This window comes from Pontibacter deserti (assembly GCF_023630255.1).
Taxonomy (GTDB): domain Bacteria; phylum Bacteroidota; class Bacteroidia; order Cytophagales; family Hymenobacteraceae; genus Pontibacter; species Pontibacter deserti.
Map to the genome: position 1 here is coordinate 279167 of NZ_JALPRS010000003.1, position 20331 is coordinate 299497.

The 20331-nt window shown below is 40.9% G+C and carries 10 protein-coding genes and 1 tRNA gene; 6 read left to right on the top strand and 5 right to left on the bottom strand.

Annotated features, from left to right (window positions below; genetic code table 11):
- Window positions 1-594 carry a dephospho-CoA kinase gene (gene coaE, locus MJ612_RS16185; RefSeq protein WP_187032204.1) on the top strand — a complete coding sequence of 198 codons (594 nt, stop codon included), beginning with the start codon at window positions 1-3 and terminating at the stop codon, window positions 592-594.
- 152 nt (window positions 595-746) lie between these two features.
- On the opposite strand, the gene MJ612_RS16190 is transcribed toward coaE, so the two are convergent.
- Window positions 747-821 (bottom strand) — tRNA-Val (locus MJ612_RS16190).
- 226 nt (window positions 822-1047) lie between these two features.
- Between MJ612_RS16190 and MJ612_RS16195 the strand changes: the two genes are divergently transcribed.
- Entirely contained in the window at window positions 1048-3522 is a 2475-nt protein-coding gene (locus MJ612_RS16195) for an AsmA-like C-terminal region-containing protein (protein WP_250419216.1), read from the top strand.
- A 453-nt stretch (window positions 3523-3975) separates the two neighbouring features.
- On the opposite strand, the gene MJ612_RS16200 is transcribed toward MJ612_RS16195, so the two are convergent.
- The 3 genes from MJ612_RS16200 to MJ612_RS16210 are packed head-to-tail and all read right to left on the bottom strand — an operon-like array spanning window position 3976 to window position 7505.
- Window positions 3976-5148 carry a mechanosensitive ion channel family protein gene (locus tag MJ612_RS16200; protein WP_187032200.1) on the bottom strand — a complete coding sequence of 391 codons (1173 nt, stop codon included), beginning with the start codon at window positions 5146-5148 and terminating at the stop codon, window positions 3976-3978.
- Between the two features lie 2 nt (window positions 5149-5150).
- Entirely contained in the window at window positions 5151-6377 is a 1227-nt protein-coding gene (locus MJ612_RS16205) for a Glu/Leu/Phe/Val dehydrogenase dimerization domain-containing protein (protein WP_187032199.1), read from the bottom strand.
- A 60-nt stretch (window positions 6378-6437) separates the two neighbouring features.
- Window positions 6438-7505: an anhydro-N-acetylmuramic acid kinase gene (locus MJ612_RS16210; RefSeq protein WP_187032197.1), complete on the bottom strand. Its 1068-nt coding sequence runs from the start codon at window positions 7503-7505 to the stop codon at window positions 6438-6440.
- A 119-nt stretch (window positions 7506-7624) separates the two neighbouring features.
- Here MJ612_RS16210 and MJ612_RS16215 point away from each other — a divergent pair, with 119 nt between their 5' ends.
- Window positions 7625-7933, top strand: coding sequence for an ArsR/SmtB family transcription factor (locus MJ612_RS16215; protein ID WP_162347343.1), 309 nt, complete (start codon window positions 7625-7627; stop codon window positions 7931-7933).
- 134 nt (window positions 7934-8067) lie between these two features.
- Here the strand turns inward: MJ612_RS16215 and hemA are convergent, their stop codons facing one another.
- A complete protein-coding gene (gene hemA / locus MJ612_RS16220) occupies window positions 8068-9342 on the bottom strand; it encodes a glutamyl-tRNA reductase (RefSeq protein ID WP_187032195.1) in 1275 nt (424 codons plus the stop codon).
- A gap of 114 nt (window positions 9343-9456) precedes the next feature.
- Here hemA and MJ612_RS16225 point away from each other — a divergent pair, with 114 nt between their 5' ends.
- The 3 genes from MJ612_RS16225 (at window position 9457) to MJ612_RS16235 (ending at window position 19767) form a co-directional block, all read left to right on the top strand.
- Complete coding sequence (locus MJ612_RS16225) at window positions 9457-10638, top strand: sensor histidine kinase (protein WP_187032193.1); 1182 nt, start codon at window positions 9457-9459, stop codon at window positions 10636-10638.
- 105 nt (window positions 10639-10743) lie between these two features.
- Window positions 10744-11670 (top strand): GNAT family N-acetyltransferase, encoded by a 927-nt coding sequence (locus MJ612_RS16230; protein ID WP_187032191.1) that lies wholly within the window; start codon window positions 10744-10746, stop codon window positions 11668-11670.
- 657 nt (window positions 11671-12327) lie between these two features.
- Window positions 12328-19767 carry a T9SS type A sorting domain-containing protein gene (locus tag MJ612_RS16235; RefSeq protein ID WP_187032189.1) on the top strand — a complete coding sequence of 2480 codons (7440 nt, stop codon included), beginning with the start codon at window positions 12328-12330 and terminating at the stop codon, window positions 19765-19767.
- Window positions 19768-20331: the final 564 nt, after the last annotated feature.

Consider the following 20331-nt stretch of genomic DNA (forward strand, 5'->3'; position numbering starts at 1 on the left):
ATGCTTAAAATAGGTATAACCGGAGGTATAGGCGTAGGCAAAACAGTGGTATGCCGAATGTTTGCTATACTTGGTGTACCAGTTTATGATGCAGACACCCGCGCAAAATGGGTGATGCGTTATGATGAAGCTTTAAAGCAGGAGCTGACAGATGCTTTCGGTCCTGAAACCTATACACAGGAAGGTGAGCTGAACAGAACTTATCTTGCAAAAACAGCCTTTCACGATCCACAAAAGCTTGCACTGCTAAATAGTCTGGTGCACCCGCATGTAGGCAATGACTTTGAACACTGGGTAGAGGCACAAAGCTCGGCTCCTTATGTGATCAAAGAAGCAGCACTAATGTATGAGTCTGAGTCGTGGCGGCAAATGGATGAGATTATAGTTGTATCCGCGCCTTTGGAAGTACGGATTAAACGTGTGTTACAACGCGACCCGCACCGTACGCAACACGACATAGAAGCCATAATAGGGAAGCAGCTGAAAGAAGAAGACAAAAAAGCACGTGCGCAGCACATCATCTATAACGATGATCAGCAGCTTGTAATCCCGCAGGTGCTGAAACTACACGAACTGTTTATTTCGAAGAAGTAAAACTCCTATACTTCAAAGCAACCAAGAACTATACTAGAGCTTATTCTCAATCGTTTAAAATACAGGTTGTTGCAGCCGGTAAAGTAAAGGGTATTGTAAGTATTAGAAAAGTATAGACATAAAAAAAGGACAACTTTTTGAGTTGTCCTGTGTGGGGCGTACTGGATTCGAACCAGTGACCCCCTGCTTGTAAGGCAGGTGCTCTGAACCAGCTGAGCTAACACCCCGTTTTGTGTTTCTGAAGACCTGTTGTCCCCGTTTGATGATGCAAATATGGGGGTTATTTCTGACACTGCAAAACATTTCGAAAAAATTTCTTAATTTTTTTTCAGAGCTCCTGTACCTATTGCTCGCCTGTAATTACTGATGTACCTTTATCTTTTGTAAGATGCTTAAAATCTGATAATTCTCTTGAAGCGAAAAGGTCTTGTTAAAAAAGTGCTATTTTATACTGTGGCTGCGGTGGTAGCTGTGGTAACTATAGCCTTTGCCTTAGTTTACACTTATCAGGATAAAATAATTGCGCTATTTGTAACCGAGGCCAACAAACATATCAAAACGAAAGTGGAAGTCGGGACAATTTCGCTTTCGCTATTGGATAAATTTCCACAGGTGGCTGTCTCGCTGGATAAGGTGAATGTGGTGGAGGCCGTGCCGGAGAGTGCGGAGCCACTAGCTAAGCTGAGTAAGTTATACTTTACCTTCAGTATCTGGGATGTATTGCGTGGTAAGTATAACGTGAATGAATTATACCTGGAGGATGGGGCGATCTTTGTAAAAGTGCTGAAAGACGGCAGCGTAAACTATGAGATCATTAAAACGGATACTACCGCTACTGCTAACAACGACTTCGCTTTTAACCTGGAGCAGATAGAGCTGAACCGCGTTGCCATCCATTATACCGACCTGAAGCTAAACCAGGCATATGAGGTAGATGCGCATCAACTACAGGCAGCTTTAGCCATAGACCCTGAAGCAATAGGTATAGAAGCCAAGGGAGATGCTACTATCAATACTATAAAGCTAAGTAGTGGGGAATATTTTAAAGGAAAGCGGGTAACGCTAAACGCCGCCCTGGCTATAGATAGAATTAACAAAAGTATAACGCTGGATCCATCGGTTGTTAATGTTGAAAATGCAGCTTATGAAGTAGCCGGGCGTATAAACTTTGCAGAAACTACTGAACTGGACCTGAAACTGAACGGTAAAAATACCAGCATCCAGTCATTGCTCTCGTTGTTGCCGCAGCACATTACAAAAGAGTTTAACCAGTACCGGTCTGATGGTGATGTTTACTTTAGTGGCTCTGTTAAAGGCAAAATATCTGCTAAGCATAACCCGGAGATCACGTTCAGCTTCGGATGCCGCAATGCTACTTTTTATCATCCTGATGTTAAACAGCGACTGGAGAAATTAAGCTTTGAAGGCAGCTTTACAAATGGTACAAACCAGAATGCATCTACTTCGGCGCTGGTGTTAAAGAACCTGAAAGGTTCACTTAATAACAGGACCTTTACGGGTAATGTATCTTACAAGAACTTTAAAAACCCTACAGTAGCTTTTGATGCCCGCGGAATGGTAGATGTTGCATATGTGCTTGGGCTGTTGCAACTGAAGCAAGTGCGCAGTGGCAGTGGGCTGGCCGATGTACAGATAGCATTTTCTGGTAACTTTAATGAGTTTAAGGAAAGACCTGGCAACAGTACCTTACACACTTCCGGGGATATAACACTGCACAATGTAAGCCTGCACTTGGCTGACCTGCCATTACCGATTACCGGCATGTATGGCAACTTTATGTTTAAGCGCAACGATGTAGCAGTATCTAATTTTAAAGGGAAGCTGGGAGAGTCGGATTTTGCGCTGAATGGAATGTTTAATAACGTGATGGCCTGGCTGCTGTTAAAAAACCAACGATTGCTGGTTGATGCTGACTTTAGCAGTTACAACCTGAATTTTGACCAGCTGCTACGCGAAGAACTAAATACACCAGCCAGCGCCCGGGAAAGCAATTCTGGTTACCGCCTGGAAGTATCGCCGGATATCGCTTTTAACCTGGAAGCTTCTGTTCGTAAAATGAAGTTCCGTAGGTTTAAGGGAGAAAACATTAAAGGGGCTGTGACACTGCGCAACCAGGTTATTACTACACCTAACATCTCTTTTAATGCCATGGGGGGAAACTTTGCAGTAAGGGGAAGTATAGATGCACGGCAACGCAACCATATCAAGGTAAGTACAGCGAGTAAGATCAACCACATGAGCGTAGACAGTTTGTTTTACGTGTTTGAGAACTTTAATCAGGATTTTATACTTGACCGCCACTTAAGAGGGAGTCTGACGGCTAATATCATTTCGGATGTATATCTGGATAACCAGCTTAACCCTAAGACAAACCTGCTTGAAGCTGAGATAGAAGCCACAGTACGCAATGGACAGCTCATTAACTTCGCACCAATGCAAAAGATGTCGACGTTTGTGAAGCGCTCGGAGCTGGCAAATATGCGTTTTTCGGAACTGCATAATAACTTCTACATCCAGCAACGCACTATCTATATACCTGAGATGGATATCCGTACCAACCTGTCGCCGCTGCCTTCTGTTTCGATATCGGGAATGCATACTTTTGACCAGGACATGGATTATAAGATTAAGATGCCCCTGTTTCAGAAGCGCCGCCCAGACAAAGATGCTGTGTTTGGGGTAGTAGCCGAGGATACTGATGCCGGAAATAGTATGCTATTTCTGACCCTGAAAGGCAAAGAGAACAATTTTAAACTGGCTTACGACGACGAACGTGTACGAGCTAAAATAAAAGATGACCTGAAACAGGAAGGCCAGGAAATAAAGCAGATATTGAAAGGCAAGAAACCTGTAAAAAAAGAAAAGACAGTAGAACTGGAAGAAGGAGAATACTTCGATTTTAATTAATTCACCACAGGCTTTCCCTGGCCCGGCAACTTATACTTTCCTGAATATTCCTTTTACCTTGCACTTAAGCATTGATTGGTAACACAAGCTGCTCGAAAAGTTGCAGTTAGCTACTCTGTAAAAGCTCCTAATATTACTAAAACAAGATAGTCATATATTGTAAAAATAGAATTATTCGTTTGCACTAATTTTAGGTGTGTTTACTGTGGTATAAGATGGGTATAACGAAAAAATTATAAAAAAATTGTAACTAAGCCTTGATAGGTGCGTTAAGTAAATCAAAACTACAATTTTTGGACGATTGTGGTTTTATAGGGATAAGGTTTTATTTAAAGATAGGCTCCAGTATAGGTTTATTGAACTATGGAGTTTATACTGTCTGCTGTAACACAGACAAAATAAGATATAAGGGTGAAAAAAAAGCCGGAGCTTCTCCGGCTTTTTTATTTGTATCTACTCAAAATCTGATGGGTTGCTCCCGTCATGTATAGGATGGGGAGCAGGTTTAGAATTAAGTGAAGGCTGTTGGAAATATACTGTCTGAGAAGGATAAGCAAACTCCGCCCCGTGGCGCTCCACAATCTCTACTACCTTATAAATAATTTCCTCCTTTATATTCACATACTCGTTCCAGTCCATCGACTCTACAAAGTATAGCACCATAATATTTTTGGAACTGGCACCAAGCGTCTGAAATCGGACTACGCCATCCTGGTTAGTGTTCGGGTGGTTGTCAATAAAATGTTGTAGCTCCGTAACGATAGCTCTAATTTGTGCAGAAGTAGTATCATAAGTTAGTGTCAAATCGAAGCTTACTCTTCTGAAGGTGCGTAAAGTCAGGTTGTTGAGTGGCTTGTCGATCATGCTTTTGTTTGGCACTGTAACAAAAGATTTTTCCAGCGTACGGATACGTGTACTTCTGAAACCAATCTTCTCTATAGTTCCGGTAATGCCACCTACTTCCACCAGGTCGCCTACAACAAAAGGGTGGTCCAGGAAAATGGTGAAAGAAGCTAAAAGGTTCTCCAGGCTCTCCTTAGCGGCAAAAGCTATGGCCAGACCGCCCACTCCGAGGCCTGCTACCAAACCTGCAACGTTTACACCGAATACAGCACCCAACATTACCAGGAAAGCAAATATCACTACCATCACTTTAGCGAAATCCTTAAAGAAAGGAACAAGCTGATCATCCATTTTGGAAGCAGTTCGCTCGGTGCGGTGCTGGAAAATAAGCCCAACAAAATCTACAAAGCGCAAAATTACCCAAGTAAGCGCCACAATCACAAACACCTGGTAAGTGCGGAACATGAATGTTTTCAGAAACGGATCACCTTTTCGGATCTCACTAGGATCCATGGGGTAATTAAGCACCTGGAATGCAAAGTATAAAAACACCAGGAAAAGCAGTACCTCAAGGGGCTGTATCAATAAACGTCTGAACTCCGGCAGGTTATCTTCTCGTGAGAAACGCTTTACCAGCTTGTACAGAACAGTAGACAGCAGCTTGGATAGCAGCGTTTTAAAGATAAAGCCAAACAGCAGGATGCCGGCAAACCACAGGTAATTTGCTATGCTATTACCCAGGAACTCGTATTTTAATATTTCTCTCCAGGAAGTGTAATCCATAGTTACAGAAGCTGGCTTAATGCAATTTCAAAAGATGTTTTAGCTATTTCTGTGTGAGAAGTGCTTTTTGCGTACGTTTTCTCAAGTGCGCGGGCTATTGTATTAGAAATATCTGAGAAAATAGCTTCATCAGTAATTTCTACTTCGCTTTCCATCAGGTAAGCAAATACACGCGCCATGCCGCAATTGGCAATAAAGTCAGGTATAACGGCTATACTCTGGTCAGCAAATTCGCCGGTAGCACCAAAGAAAATTTCCGGGTCCTGGAAAGGTACATTGGCACCAGAAGAGATAACTTCCAGTCCACTGCTGATCATTTGCTGTAACTGTTCTTTTGTAACCAGACGCGATGCGGCTGCAGGTATAAATATTTCAGCATTTACAGACCAGATCTTGTTGTTTACTTCTTCGAAAGACAGCATGTTCTCGGCACGTAAGGCATTGCCCTGACGTGTAAAGAATAGTTCTCTAATCTCTTCGAAAGTATAGCCATCCGGGTTGATAAGACCGCCTGCTCTGTCGATGATACCAACTATTTTTACGCCTTTAGCTGCCAGATAATAAGCTGCAGCAGCGCCCACGTTACCCCAGCCTTGTATAATGGCACGCTTGCCTTCAAACTGCCCACCCCAGATGTTGTAATAATGACGAACTGCTTCTGCCACACCGTATCCTGTAATCATATCAGCTACGGTATACTTTCGTGAAGCAGACGGTGTGTAAGTGGGGTCTTCTATAACTTTGATAACACCCTGGCGCAGCTGACCGATCTTATTTATTTTTTGCGGTTCTGTCGCATGAAAATGCCCGTTCACGATACCTTCCTGCGGGTGCCACAAGCCATAATCTTCTGTAATAGGAATTACTTCGTGTATCTCATCTACATTAAGGTCGCCGCCAGTGCCATAGTAATTTTTAAGCAACGGGAATACCGCTTTATACCATCGCTCTAAAACACCACGTTTGCGTGGGTCAGCAGGGTCGAAGTTTATACCTGATTTGGCACCACCTATAGCCGGACCTGATACTGTAAACTTAACTTCCATAGTCTTAGCCAGCGATTCTACTTCACGTTTATCTAGGCCTTTGCGCATTCGAGTACCACCACCGGCAGCACCACCACGAAGTGAGTTTATCACTACCCAGCCTTCAGCTTCGGTTTCAGCATCTTTCCATTCAAAAACTATTTCTGGTCTTTTATTCTCGAATTTCGCGAGCAGGTCTTTCATGTTAATCTATGTTAATTGAGTTGTGGTGCAAAGGTACAAAATAAGTATAGAGCGCGCAGGTTAACCCCAATAAATGGCTCCACCCACACTATCATGGCTGGCTCCTGTCACTGTTTTCAGGCTATTGTTTTCGGTGCGCCAGCGTAATACTCCCAGAAAAGCAAACACCAAGGCCTCCTTGAACGAAACAATCTCAGGGGCGGGTACTTCTATGCTATAGTTAGTTCCGGCATAATGCTGCAGCAACTCTATCAGGTAAGTGTTATAAGCCCCGCCACCAGTAGCCAATAAGCGTTGCTTCTGATTAGACGGATGAAGAGAACCTGCAATTTGCTGTGCGATATGATGACAGGTGGTATGTAGTTTATCAGGTATAGTTGCTGTGCTTTCTGTCAGGGTTTTTAAGCTGTTTTCTAAAACCCACTCTTTGCCTAACGATTTAGGGTAAGGCTGTGTAAAGTATAAAGGAGCATTAAGCTGTTCCAGGAGTTTAGTATCCAGTTTGCCGGAACGGGCAAGGTTGCCATCTTCATCGTAGGCTAACCCAGCTTCGTTGGCAAGTACGTTGAGCAGCATATTGCAGGCCGATATATCATAAGCGATGCGCTGCCCGTTATGGTTAAAAGAGATATTGGAAATGCCGCCCAGGTTCAGGCAATAGTCATAATCAGAAAAAAGTAGTTCGTCGCCGATAGGTACCAGCGGAGCACCTTGACCGCCTAAAGCAATATCAAGTGTTCTGAAATCACAGACTACGGGCAGCTTTGCATGAGCAGCCAGGTAAGCACCACTACCTATTTGTAGTGATATGTGTTTTTCAGGTTGATGAAAGATGGTATGGCCATGCGAAGAAATAAAATCCGGGCTCAGGTTATGCCGAAGTATAAATTGCTGTACCTGTTCTCCCATATATCTGCCAAAGGCATGGTCTAATGCTATTAGCTCTTGTGCTCCGGCTGTTTCGGCACCACGGAGAGAGTCAATCCAATGTGCATTATAAGCTAAAGTTTCAGCATTAAGTATATTATATATCCAATTTTTGTTTTTATACGTAAGTCTACAATATGCAATATCAAGGCCGTCTAGCGATGTGCCTGACATTAAGCCGATCACGTGATAAGTATTCATGTGGCGAAGTTAGAAAAATGCTGGCAAACACTTCAGCCAAATAACGTAAGCCTCGTATATATCTTATTATGAATAGGATAGTAAAATAATGTAGAAACTGTTAGGTATAATTATTAATTATGAAAAGTTTGTTATCCCGAATTGAATCAAAGAAGATAGATAAGGCGGCTGCCATGCTTAAAGTATTGGCACACCCTAAAAGGTTGGCTATAGTAGACCTGTTGGGAAAGGAGGAGAAAATGACTGTAACTGAGATATATAAGTATCTGAACCTCCCACAAGCTATTGCCAGCCAGCACCTGATCACCTTAAAAGATAAAGGTGTGCTCTCATCATTTAAAGTTGGTACAAAGATCTATTACTCGCTTTCGATCCCTAAACTTATAGATGTGATTGACTGCCTGGAAGAATGTTGTATTGATATTTAATACGACGAAAGGCAGAAATCTTTACTGTTAAAAAAGGCCAAAGGCTTCCGTTCTTTGCTCTCTTATGAGCTAACGGGGGCCTTTGGCCTTTTTATTCACTAAAAAAAACAAGCTATTTACTTATTAATATAGTCTTATAGTTCTATCTCTTCCGATTGATTTTCGAGGTTAAACAGGTCGTTCAGAACATCAATCAGAGTTTCGGCTTCGCCGCGTTTACAGGCTGCCTTAAGCTGTAGCACCGGCAGTTTTATAATTTTCTGCATCATAGACTTGGTAATATTGTCTATGTGCTTAGCTTCATCAGGGCCGAGCTTTTTAACATAGCGTGCTATTTCTTCCTGGCGGATAGCTTCCAGCGCGTTCTTCAGCTTATTTATAGTTGGCGATACTACCATCTCTTTCGACCAGTCGTTGAACTGCTCAATAGATTCTGCAATGATCGCTTTAACTTTAGGTATGGAATTGATACGCTGCTGCAGTGCTTCAGAAGCTTTGTTCTGAATAGTATCTATATTATAGAGTAATACACCAGGAATAGTCTCCACATCAGATTCTACACTACGCGGCACAGACAGATCGATAAAGAACTTGAACGAAAGGATGTCCAGGCGCTTGATCATTTCTTTGGTGAAGAATGGTGTCTCGCGGGCTACAGAAGAGATGATCACATCTGCATCTTTTAATCCCTGCACGATATCTTCAAAAGGTAACACTTGCATGTTGCACTCTTCTGCCAGTTGCTGTGCTTTAGCAAGTGTGCGGTTGGTAATTTTAACATCCGTAAAGCTGCTGTCTTTCAGGTTACGGCAAACATCGGCACCAATCTCACCTAAACCAACAACCAATATCTTCGGGTCAACTATATCGGCGGTCAGTTCTTCAATCAGCTCTATGGCAGCGTATGAAGTAGAAGCAGCACCATCGCGGAAGGCAGTTTCCTGCACTACGCGCTTATTGGTAAAGAAAATAGTGTGCATCAGGCGGTGCAGGAACGGGCCGGCAGTTTCGTTGTCAGCTGCCCACTGATATGCCTGTTTTGCCTGATTTGAAATCTGCATATCACCTACCACCTGCGACTCCAGTCCCATCGACACATCGAAGAGGTGCTGCACGGCATCATTGTGCTCGTTCAGGATGGTAAAGTAATCGAAATACTGCGAGATGTTGCTGATACCTTTGGTGATGCCAAGTAATTTCACGATTTCCTGGCTGAAGTCGGTGTCAGCATTGTAATATACTTCGGTACGGTTGCAGGTAGAAAGTACCAGTATATCAGTTGCCTGAATAAAATTCTTAAGCGTCTGAAGGAATTGCCTGCACGATGTTTCATCTAAGGCAATCAGTTCCCTGATATCCAGCGGTGCTTTCTTATAGGATAGGCTGATTGCTTTAAAATTCTGTAGCATAATGGCTGTAGAAATACTAAAGTGCAAATTTACAGTATGATTTATCAAAAATAAAACTTACTTGCCCTTATTAATTAATTTATACTAAATTCAAATAATTTTCGTGTTCCCAACATGATACCCATCTATTCTCAGAAAAACCGGATAAAGTTTATAGTTGTAATAATTGCGCTCATAATAGGGGCTGCAACTATAACCTATACCAATATTCTGGTTAGTAAGTTATCGGAGCGGGAGCAGGAACTGGTGCAGCTTTATGCCAAAGGCCTGCGCTATATGATCAATGCCCCATCTGACGACAATATCGTGTTTATTGAAGAAGAAATTCTTTCAGCTAACACTACAGTGCCCGTTATACTTACCGATGAAAATGAAAACATACTGGATTCTAAGAACATCGATTTTCCTGAAAACATTGCAGATGACCCTGAAAAAGTAAATGAATTACTGCAGCGGCAGATCGAGAAAATGAAAGCGCAGCATGAGCCTATAGTTGTGCCCTGGGCTGAGGGCTCCGTAAACTATGTGTTCTACAAAGACTCTGATTTGCTTTCTCAGCTGCGTTACTACCCCTATGTACAGTTGATGGTTATTGCATGCTTTGCACTAATGGCTTACTTTGCTTTTAGCTACTCCCGTAAGGCAGAGCAAAACAGGGTTTGGGTAGGCTTGGCTAAAGAAACTGCTCACCAGTTAGGCACGCCACTCTCGTCGTTGATGGCCTGGTACGAGTACATGAAGGTAAGCCCAAAGTTTGAGAACGAGCCTATAGTTGCCGAACTCTGGAAGGATATCAGGAGGCTGGAAGTAATAACTGAACGCTTCTCTAATATTGGTTCCGTGCCACTACTGCGCGACGAAAACATACTGCAGGTTACCCAAAACGCTATCAATTATCTACAGAACCGAATTTCGCGCAAAGTAGAGATGCAGGTAGTAACTACATTCTCGCCTGATATTACAGCTAAAGTAAATGTGTCTCTATTTGATTGGGTGATTGAGAACATTTGTAAGAACGCTGTTGATGCCATGGAAGGTAAAGGAAGTATAACGCTGAAGTTGATCTTGCTTGGTAAAAGCAACATTGCCTTAGATATTACAGATAACGGAAAAGGGATCCCAAAAAGTAAAGTAGATTCTGTGTTTCTGCCAGGTTATACTACCAAAAAACGTGGATGGGGACTGGGACTGGCGCTGGCCAAACGCATTATAGATAATTATCACCAAGGCAGGCTTTATGTAAAATGGTCTGAAGTAGGCAAAGGCACTACCTTCCGGATAGTGTTGAACCGTTGATGTATAGTTGGAAAGTTTAAGATATGTCTAACGCCTGAAGTTACCCAAAAACTATAGTTCAGACATAACTCATTATAATCAGAAAAACTCCTTAATCACTGATCAGTGGAAGTAATAAAGTACAGCGATAAGTATAAGACGGCTTGGGATGCTTTTGTAACAACTTCCAAGAACGGTACTTTTCTGCTTTACCGCGATTACTTAAAGTACCATGCCAACCGCTTTATAGATCACTCACTCTTATTTTATAGTAAAGGGAAGTTGATTGCACTGTTGCCTGCTAATGTGGTAGGCAGAGAGGTGCAGTCGCATGGTGGACTCTCTTATGGTGGAATTGTTAGCGGAGCCAGTATGAAGGCACAGCTAATGCTGGAGGTGTTTGATGCTATGGTTCTATACTTTCGGGAGCAGGGATTTGAAAGTATAACTTATAAAACTATACCTTATATCTATCATCAATTACCATCCGGAGAAGACCTTTATGCTCTTTTTAGGCACAAAGCTATACTTTATCGCCGTGACCTTAATACCGTAATACAATTGGGTAACAAATTACCCTACGCTAAACTTCGGCAACGGAAAATTAAACAGCAAAAAAACATAGTACTTGGTCAGAGCTCAGATTTTGATCAGTTTATAGGAATGATGGGTGAATTGCTGCAGCTGAAGTATAATACATTGCCCGCTCATACAGCTACAGAAGTAGAGCTGTTAGCCAAACGTTTTCCCGATAACATCAAACTACACACAGCAACCCAGGGCGAGACAATATTAGCAGGTATTCTTATATACGAAACAGCTACTGTAGCGCATTGCCAGTACATAGGAGCAACAACAGAAGGACTCGCCATTGGAGCACTAGATGCTCTTACAGATTTTTTGATCACTCATATCTACTCCTATAAAGCATACTTCAGCTTTGGAATCTCAACAGAGCAACAAGGGAAGTATTTAAATAAGCACTTAATACAAAATAAAGAAAGCTATGGTGGCCGTGCTGTAGTACATGACTTTTATCAAATTAACCTTTAGTGATAAGTTACCAGTTTAGTTATAGTGTTTAAGCAAGTAAGCTAAAGCTATTAGTCTGAATATTTATCCCTCAAATTCAACGACCTCTAAAATATAAGGCTTCAAGAATTATTGCCTTTTGTCGCAATAAATTAAGATAGTAAGGTGGAATAGTATGCAAGCATACTATACTAATTTTCTGTCTTGTTTCTGTGCAATATATTGGTATTCCTATATATCATGTAAGAATTATTTTTTAAGAAAAAGGCATTTACGGTGTTTTTAAAAGAAAGTTATATAAATATTCGAAGGAGCTAGCACATTAAATACTCTGAGGGTAAATGAATATTGTGAATTAAAAAGAAACAGCTTTCAATAGATTTAGCAGGGTTGTGTACAACGAAAACCTTGAATAACTTCTATAATGAAAGCAATCAGATAGTTGATAAAGTTAAAATTATAATCAAAATATTTACTTTCTGATTAAAAATAAAGAAAATTAGTAATGAAGGTTAACAATACTTAAAAGACTAGAATTTGGACTGCTTGTGTGAGGTAACTATGAAAAATTCAATCGCGCTCCTGTAAACTACCTCTCCATTAAAGCTTTTAAATCTACTAAATGTATTGTTAGCTGGGTTAATCAAACTATAGTTATTTACTCTGTTACAATTGCTTATGAGAATTTTTACCCTCTCGTTTAAATCCCTACACTGGCTTTTATTCTTTGGTTTACAGTTTTTATTTACTGCGCAAACATTTGCCCAGACGTATTGGAAAGGAACTGCGAGTTCTGATTGGGGAGTAGGTAGTAACTGGAGCACAGGAATAGCACCAGGGCCATCTGACGAAGTAATAATTGGGTCAACACACTTTACTGGAAGTTACCAGCCGATTATGAATGAAACTGCTGTTGTTACAGTTAGACGGCTTACCTTAAGTAACGAAAGTGGTAAAAACGCAAAGTTGCTCATTACCAATAACTATAACTTGGTAATAACTGAATTGCTTACCATTGGCCTTGGAACTACTCTAGAGAATGAAGGCTCTGATATGGTTGTACAGGGTAGTATAATAAATAATGGAACTTACTTAGAATCGGAGTTTATTAAGAATAATGGTCGTAAAGGGCGTTTCTACCCAAGTTTGGAAATGTCGGGTACAGGAACCATTAGTGGCGATGTGCCAATGACAATTAGCCACTTGAAAATTACTGGTGCCATTACACTGGCACAGAATCTATTTATCCGGACCCGAAACATTACTGTCAGTGGGCAGAATACACAACCTACCTCTGATCTTATTATAGTAGGAACATTTGATCCGGGCACTAAGATAGTGCGATTTGTAGGTAAAGGAACAAGTGAAACTACACCGTCAGATGGTACAAATTCGCTTACTGTTGAGGGAGGTGGTACACTTAAGGTAATGGCTTCTACTTATGCCGAAAACTACTCCATACAACCAACCACCATATATACAACAAGTACAGTAGAGTATGGGTCTACCATAATAGATCAAGATATTTTACCGAGAGCTTATGGTATACTTAAAATAAGTGGTAAAGATCGTACAAAGAAGCTGATAGGTACTACTACTGTTGCAAATACTGATGCTGCCACACAACTGATAGTAGAATCGGGCGTCCTTGATCTTCAAGCATTTACACTGAGCCGTACCAGTGGTAGTACAGCCGTAGTTGGTGGTACATTAACTGTTGCTAACGGTGCAAAGCTCAGAATTGGAGGTACAGGTACCTTTCCGACAGGTTATTTAACTGTCAATTTAGGGCCTACCAGCACAGTTGATTATTATGGCTCTGCCCAAACAGTAGGCACCCAAACATATGGACATTTAATATTAAGTGGTACGGGTATTAAAACAATGCCTGTCAGTACAACTACTGCCTTAACGGTTGCAGGTGACTTTAGTAGTATGGGTACAGTGAGCTATACAGCAGGCAGCGCTATTACTGTACTTGGTAACGTTGATATTGGGTCAGGTACAACGTTTGGTGGAAGCTCGCAAACTGTAACTGTAGGTGGTCACTGGATTAATAACGGTACCTACACACCTGGAACAAGTAAAGTTATAATGAATGGTGCCGGTATGGAGATCCGTCGCACAAGTAGTGGATCGGTTTCTTTCTATGACCTGAATGTAACAACAGGCCAGATATCAACGGCAACAGGAGTTGATGTAGAGGTATTTAGCAACCTGGCTACCAGCGGGGCGGGTAAATTTACAAGCACCTCTAACCTTACTATGTCAGGTACAGGTAGTATTTCAGGGGAAGGCATTACCTTACAAAACCTGAATGGTAATGGAACAACCACAACTGCGGCCATACTTACTGTAAACGGCAACATTACAGTTAATAGTGGGAAAAGCCTTGTAGCTACGGGTGGTGTGATCAATATGATGGGTAGTGGTGTTACAATTAATAATAGCGGCACATTGCAGTTCTTTAGTCTACGTGTACTGGGTACTGCCACAACTACCTCCAACTTTAATGTATTTAGTAACTTAAGTGGCACAGGTATGCTAACTGCTACAGCTGGTACTATCTCATTTGTAGAGAGTTCTACTTTCGGTGGAGCACATATGCTTTATGATGTTGTTGTATCTAGTGGGAAAACGCTTACTCCAAATGCTAACTCTATTCTTGGTATAGCTAATACGCTAACAACAACAGGTGCTATATTTAATGTGTCGGCCAATGCACCAAACACAGTTATATTTAATAAGGTGGGCGACCAGAATGTTTCGGCTCGCGAATACTATAACCTGACTGTAGAGAATACAGGTACAAAAACAGCGACTGGCAACCTGGTTGTATTAGGTGACCTTACTCTCAAAGCTGCATTTTCAGCAGGCAGCCATACACACAGCGTACGAGGTACATTCGATAACCAGACTGGTGCAGGATTTGCTGCCGGCACAGGTACTATAAAATTTGATGGATCTGGGAACAGTATAGTGAAGGGTAACAACACTGTTTTCAATATTCTTGAAGTAAATAAATCTATCAACTCAAGTTACCTCCAGCTATCCAACAGCATTCAAGCCAAAGATCTTATTGTAGGAACTACAACTGTCGCAGCCGGTGAGATCAGAACAGGAACAAATGTGTTAACTGTTACAGGTTCAAGAACTGGTATGGGTTGGGTGTATGGTACTATAAACAGGCAACATGCGTTTGCCGCAAACACAGCCTATGTTTTTGCAGGTCCATATAATACTATCACCTTACCCAATACTGCAGGTATAACATCTATTGCTGTAACGAATACCTCTGGTGTAATCAATAGCTTTACAAACGGAAGTGCTATAAACCGACGCTATGATGTGAGCATTACCGGAGGTAGTAACTATGCTGGTACGATGCAGTTGCAGTATAACGATGCTGAACTAAATGGTAACAGCGAAGCGGAGATACAACTCTTTAAGGCTGCTTCTGCTGCAGGTCCATGGGAAGCTGCTAATTCTACAGGACGAAGTGATTTACAGAACTGGGTTACAAACAATGCGCTTACTGATGTGAGAGGTAGCTGGACCTTATCTGCAAGTTCTGGCATTTTACGTTGGGTAGGTGCAACCAGCACAGATTGGGCTACAGCGTCTAATTGGTATTCGGGGAATAATCCTGCAACTGAAGCACCAGGTGCTGGTGACATTGTGCAGTTTGGTGGCTCCGGTGTAGTAAACCAACCAACTCTTACAACTACCACAACTATTAAAGCTATCCAGTTTCTTGACAATGGCTCATCAATTACATTAACTCTAGGACAGGGTTCGGACTTGACTGTAAGTGGTAATATTGTAGCTAATGGTAGCGGCAGCACCTCACTAACACATTCTATAAACCTTAATAGTGCTGTAGCCAAACTTAAAGTTAATGGATCACTTACACTTTCTGGAGGTACTAACAATAATATAACGCTCAATAGTGGAGCCGGATCAGTAGCAGTGTCAGGTAACATTGAGCATGATAATAGTAGTGCTGTTGTGCTTGGAGCAGGCGCTCTTAACATAGGAGGCGACTATAACTATATAGCCGGTACGTTTACAGCAGGTGTAGAGAGTAATGTGAATTACAACGGTACAGGTTCACAAATAATAGCACCACATAACTATCACCACCTAACTATAGGTAAGGCATCAGGGGTTGCTACTCTTAACGCAGGTGCTGTAATAATAAACGGTAATTTTAATTTATCTGGTGCGGCTGCAGTTGCGCTTTCTGTTTCTAACCTTACCATAAATGGGAATGTAAACCTAAATAATGGTTCTTTGGATGCGGGTGCTTCAACTATAAGTGTAGCTGGCAACTGGACAAGAACCTTAGGCACATTTACGCCTGCTACAAGTACTGTTAAATTTACTGGTACTACAGATGCTTCTATAGGTGTAGTTGGAGGTTCAGAAACAGACTATACTTTTAATAAGCTTATATTCGAAAAAACAGGATCGGCTGTATTTACAGTAAATAAAAACTTAAGGGTTAATGCCGATCTGGATATTACGAGTGGGACTGTTAACCTTGGCTTACTAACTGTAGTCAGAACAGCGCCTGGAGGTAATTTTACAATGGGTAGTACGGGGGTACTTCTTCTCGATAACTCAAACTTCCCTGCAAACTTCAGTAATGTTTCCTTAAGCACAGCAAGTCATGTAAAGTATCAAGGCACCATAACTCAAAACATTGCGGCTGTTACTTATGGTAATCTTACATTAGATAACGGTGCAACTATTAGTAAAAATTTACTGGCAGCCACTACTGTTAATGGCAACATAACCATTACAGACGATGCAACTCTTAATGGAGTGGGTCAGACTTTAACATTAAAAGGTGATTTTAGTCTTGCAACAGGAGGACAGTTTATTGCAGGCGCTACTTACAATCAGGGAACGCTGGTGCTTTCACCTATTGAAGCTAATACGAAAACAGCTAAATATTTGAGGGGTGTAATAGTTACTAATAATATGCTCTTAGAGCCATTCGCAGATTATACTTTATCAAATGATGTTAGTACAAATAGCTTAACTGTAAAGGGCCATTTTAATAACCAAGGAAGTATAAATGGAACTACTTTAAAAGCTACTTTTGAAAGTGATTTCATTAACACTGGAGTACTGAAAAGTAGTGGTGTAGCTGCCTTTACGGGTAGTCGCCAGCAAACAATTCAATTACTAGCTCCTATCCAAGGTTATTTAACTAATCCTACAACAAAGGGTCCTGTTCCACCAACAGTTGAATTTAACGGAACAGTTTCTCCTGTTCTGAATTCAACCGCAGATCCTGTGTTTGGAAGTGTATTGATAACTAATACTGGAGGAGTGAGAACAAGTGTTAACTGGACGATATATGGTGAACTGAAAGTGGCAGGTGGTGCTTTTCACGGGGGCAGCTATACGCATAATATTCATACAGCAATAACTAACGCAGGTGTTATCACAAGTTCTGGGCTAATTAATTTTGAGCCTCTGCCTATGGGACAGATGAGTGATGGTGTTGCAATGCAACTTTTCCCATTTTACATGGGGGCTGATTCGACATATTTTCAAAGTACCGGAACATTAAGAATTGGAGGAGGATTGCCAATAACATTAGCTGGTGTAATACCTGCAAAATTGAATAATGTCATTTTTGCGAACACACATGCTTATGGCGTAAGAACCTATTTGTATGGAGCAAGTCCAGTAGTACTTTCTTCTAAAATCCCGCCAATTACGGGGACAAAATGGAGAATTGGTGGGAATTTGAGGGTAGAACCAAATTCATCATTTACTCCAGGTCCAGGTACTAGCTACATTATCGGTGGTAATGTTACAAACAGTGGAACTATAAACGGATCTAATAGTGACTTTACACTGACTAACTCTATTGGCCAGGCTAATTCACCTAAAACACCAGCTATCATCAGTGGTATAGGAACCACAACTGTAGGCAACTTAACTATAGAAACAGGAGCTGCCGTAGAAATTAACAACTTAGTAACAGTACAAAAAGACTTTATTTATAAAGGTGCCAACCTGCAGGTAAACGAAGGTACTTTACGCTTTGCAGGTGCAAATAATGGTGTGATTACTTCTACTTCAGGCATAGTAAGTATTGGTAACATGGAAGTAGCTAAAGATGCTACCGCTAAGCTTACATTACAAGCTGAAATACTAGATATTTATAATCTGCAGGTACTCGGCGGAACATTAGACCTTGCAGATAAGAATGTATCAAAACCTGCAGTGCTTGCCGGAGATGTGAGCCAGGCAGAGATTAAAGTAGCTGACAATGCTTTCCTTAAAATAGGAGGTATTGGCACAACGGCACAGCTGCAAATGGATAGATACACCTTTACAGAAAATAGTATGGTAGAGTATTATAATCCGTCAACAACGCCGTCTGCTTCACATAAGCAGGTAGTGTTGAGTGAGCAGTATGGTAACCTGAAGTTATCAAACCTTAGCACGAAAGAGTTCGCTACAGGGCATGCTAAAATTGCAGGTGAACTTACTATAGGAGCAGAAACTGTTGTAGTAACTCCTGAAACGATAGAATATAATGGTTCGGGTGCTCAAACTGTGGCTGCTTTAAATTATAAGAACCTAACATTAAGCAATGCTGGTGTTAAAACTCTGGCAGCAGATATAACTGGTGTAGCAAATGCATTAACCAAGGCTGGCGCTGCAGAGTTTAACGCAATTACTAATGCAACTACTGTGAATTATAATGGGGCTACAGCTCAAGCTGTACTTCCAGCTAACTACTATAATCTGGACCTAAGTAATACGGGCGCAAAATCATTCTCTAACATAACTGGCGTGGGGAATGCATTTACAGTAGCAGATGGCACTTCTGTTGACTTAACAACAGCAGAATCAACTATAGACTTTAACGGTAGCGGTGCACAAGTTATACCAGGTCGTCTTGAATACAGCAGCCTGGTAGTATCAGGTGGCAATTCTAAGACTCTAGCAGCAGATGCCAGTATAGCAAAGGAACTTAAGCTAACAAAGGGTACTATAGACACAGGGAGCAATATATTTACCTTAGCTCCTACTGCTACAATTTCTGAAACTGAAGGAAACTCAGTAATAGGGACTGTTCAGACAACACGCAACATGACGACCGCTACAGAAATATTTGGCGGATTAGGTATAGAAATAACCGCAGCAGTGGCACCTGGCGATATAACTGTTATAAGAGAGACAGGTAAACCTATTATATCTGATATTACTGGCAATAGTAGTATAACTCGTAACTTTAGATTCACTACTCCAGCTTCAGAAACAGGTACTGATTCAGAAACAGGCGCTCAGGGAGTAGCTAATACAGACTTAAATGCTACTGTTGTATTTAAATACTACAAAAGTGAACTGAATGGATTAGAGGAAGGTACACTTAGACTACACAACCTAGTAAACGGGCTAAAAGGGGAAGAATGGATAAAACATTCAACGGCAGCCCCAGACCTGAGAACACAGTCATTAACTTCTACTGGCATAAACAGTTTAACCCGCATGACACTGGTAAGTACAGTAAAACCATTTCCAGTGGAGTTATTATCCTTTACAGCAGTTAAAAAAGGAAGCGATGTTGTACTTAAGTGGGCTACAGCTACTGAGCAAAACAACAAAGGGTTTGAGGTACAGGTCTCTGCAGATGGCTATACTTACCAAACTATTGGATTTGTAAAGAGCAATGTTGGTTCATCAGCAACAACGCAAGAGTATAGCTTTACGGACAACCGCAATGGTAAAAATGGTATGCAATACTATCGTCTGAAGCAAATAGACCTGGATGGTACGTCTAAGATCTATGGCCCAAGAACAGTTAGCTTTGAATTACTGGCTAATGCTGCCCAGCAGGCTTTAGTTTATCCGAATCCTTTTAAAGAAAACTTAGCTATGAGTTTAAGTTCTCCAATTACTGGTGAGGCCAAAGTAAAGCTATATACAACTACCGGTAAACTATTGAAAGAAGTACAGGTACAAGTACAGGCTGGTTTTAATGATCAGGTATTACCAATAGCTCAGTTTGCACAGGAGCCAGGCCTATACTTGTTGCTAATTGAATTGGATGGAAAGCAACAAACTATAAAACTGATAAAAGAGTAGGTTATAATATTCATAATAAAAAAGGCTCCTCAAAGGGAGCCTTTTTTATTGCATAAACTTTAAAAGTTAAGGTTTTAATAGCCTTGCCTTATACAAGTATGTATTGAAAATGTCTCTTCCATCACACTTCTTAAAAGCAACCCAGCTTTAAGCATCCTTAATTATCTATAAGTCATTTATATCTAAAATTAAAAAAATAAAACAGGATTTTATAATGATGGATTTCTCATTATGCTAAGCAGGAGCATATGGGTTTGCAATCAGTATATAATTTCGTATTTAAGTGCAACTTAATTTGAATAATATAAGTTAATTTATATATATTTATTACATAGTATAAAAGCCGGAATAAAGAGTTAATTAAGGTGTGAAATTGATACTTGATTATATTATAAAATCCTGCGCTCCTCCACAACCCACTATAACAACACCACTTGTTTGGCCTATTGAATTGATTTAAACTACTGAGTCAGTTCAATTATTTAATCAAATAATTATCATATGCTTTAAAGGGTACTGCAATTAGTACAACTAGAGATTTTACGCTTACAATTTAACCTAAAG

Excerpts from the sequence above, each read along its gene's own strand:
- MJ612_RS16235 (WP_187032189.1), top strand. The coding sequence starts at position 12,328 with ATGAGAATTTTTACCCTCTCGTTTAAATCCCTACACTGGCTTTTATTC.
- hemA (WP_187032195.1), bottom strand. The coding sequence starts at position 9,342 with ATGCTACAGAATTTTAAAGCAATCAGCCTATCCTATAAGAAAGCACCG.
- coaE (WP_187032204.1), top strand. The coding sequence starts at position 1 with ATGCTTAAAATAGGTATAACCGGAGGTATAGGCGTAGGCAAAACAGTG.
- MJ612_RS16200 (WP_187032200.1), bottom strand. The coding sequence starts at position 5,148 with ATGGATTACACTTCCTGGAGAGAAATATTAAAATACGAGTTCCTGGGT.
- MJ612_RS16210 (WP_187032197.1), bottom strand. The coding sequence starts at position 7,505 with ATGAATACTTATCACGTGATCGGCTTAATGTCAGGCACATCGCTAGAC.
- MJ612_RS16225 (WP_187032193.1), top strand. The coding sequence starts at position 9,457 with ATGATACCCATCTATTCTCAGAAAAACCGGATAAAGTTTATAGTTGTA.
- MJ612_RS16215 (WP_162347343.1), top strand. The coding sequence starts at position 7,625 with ATGAAAAGTTTGTTATCCCGAATTGAATCAAAGAAGATAGATAAGGCG.
- MJ612_RS16205 (WP_187032199.1), bottom strand. The coding sequence starts at position 6,377 with ATGAAAGACCTGCTCGCGAAATTCGAGAATAAAAGACCAGAAATAGTT.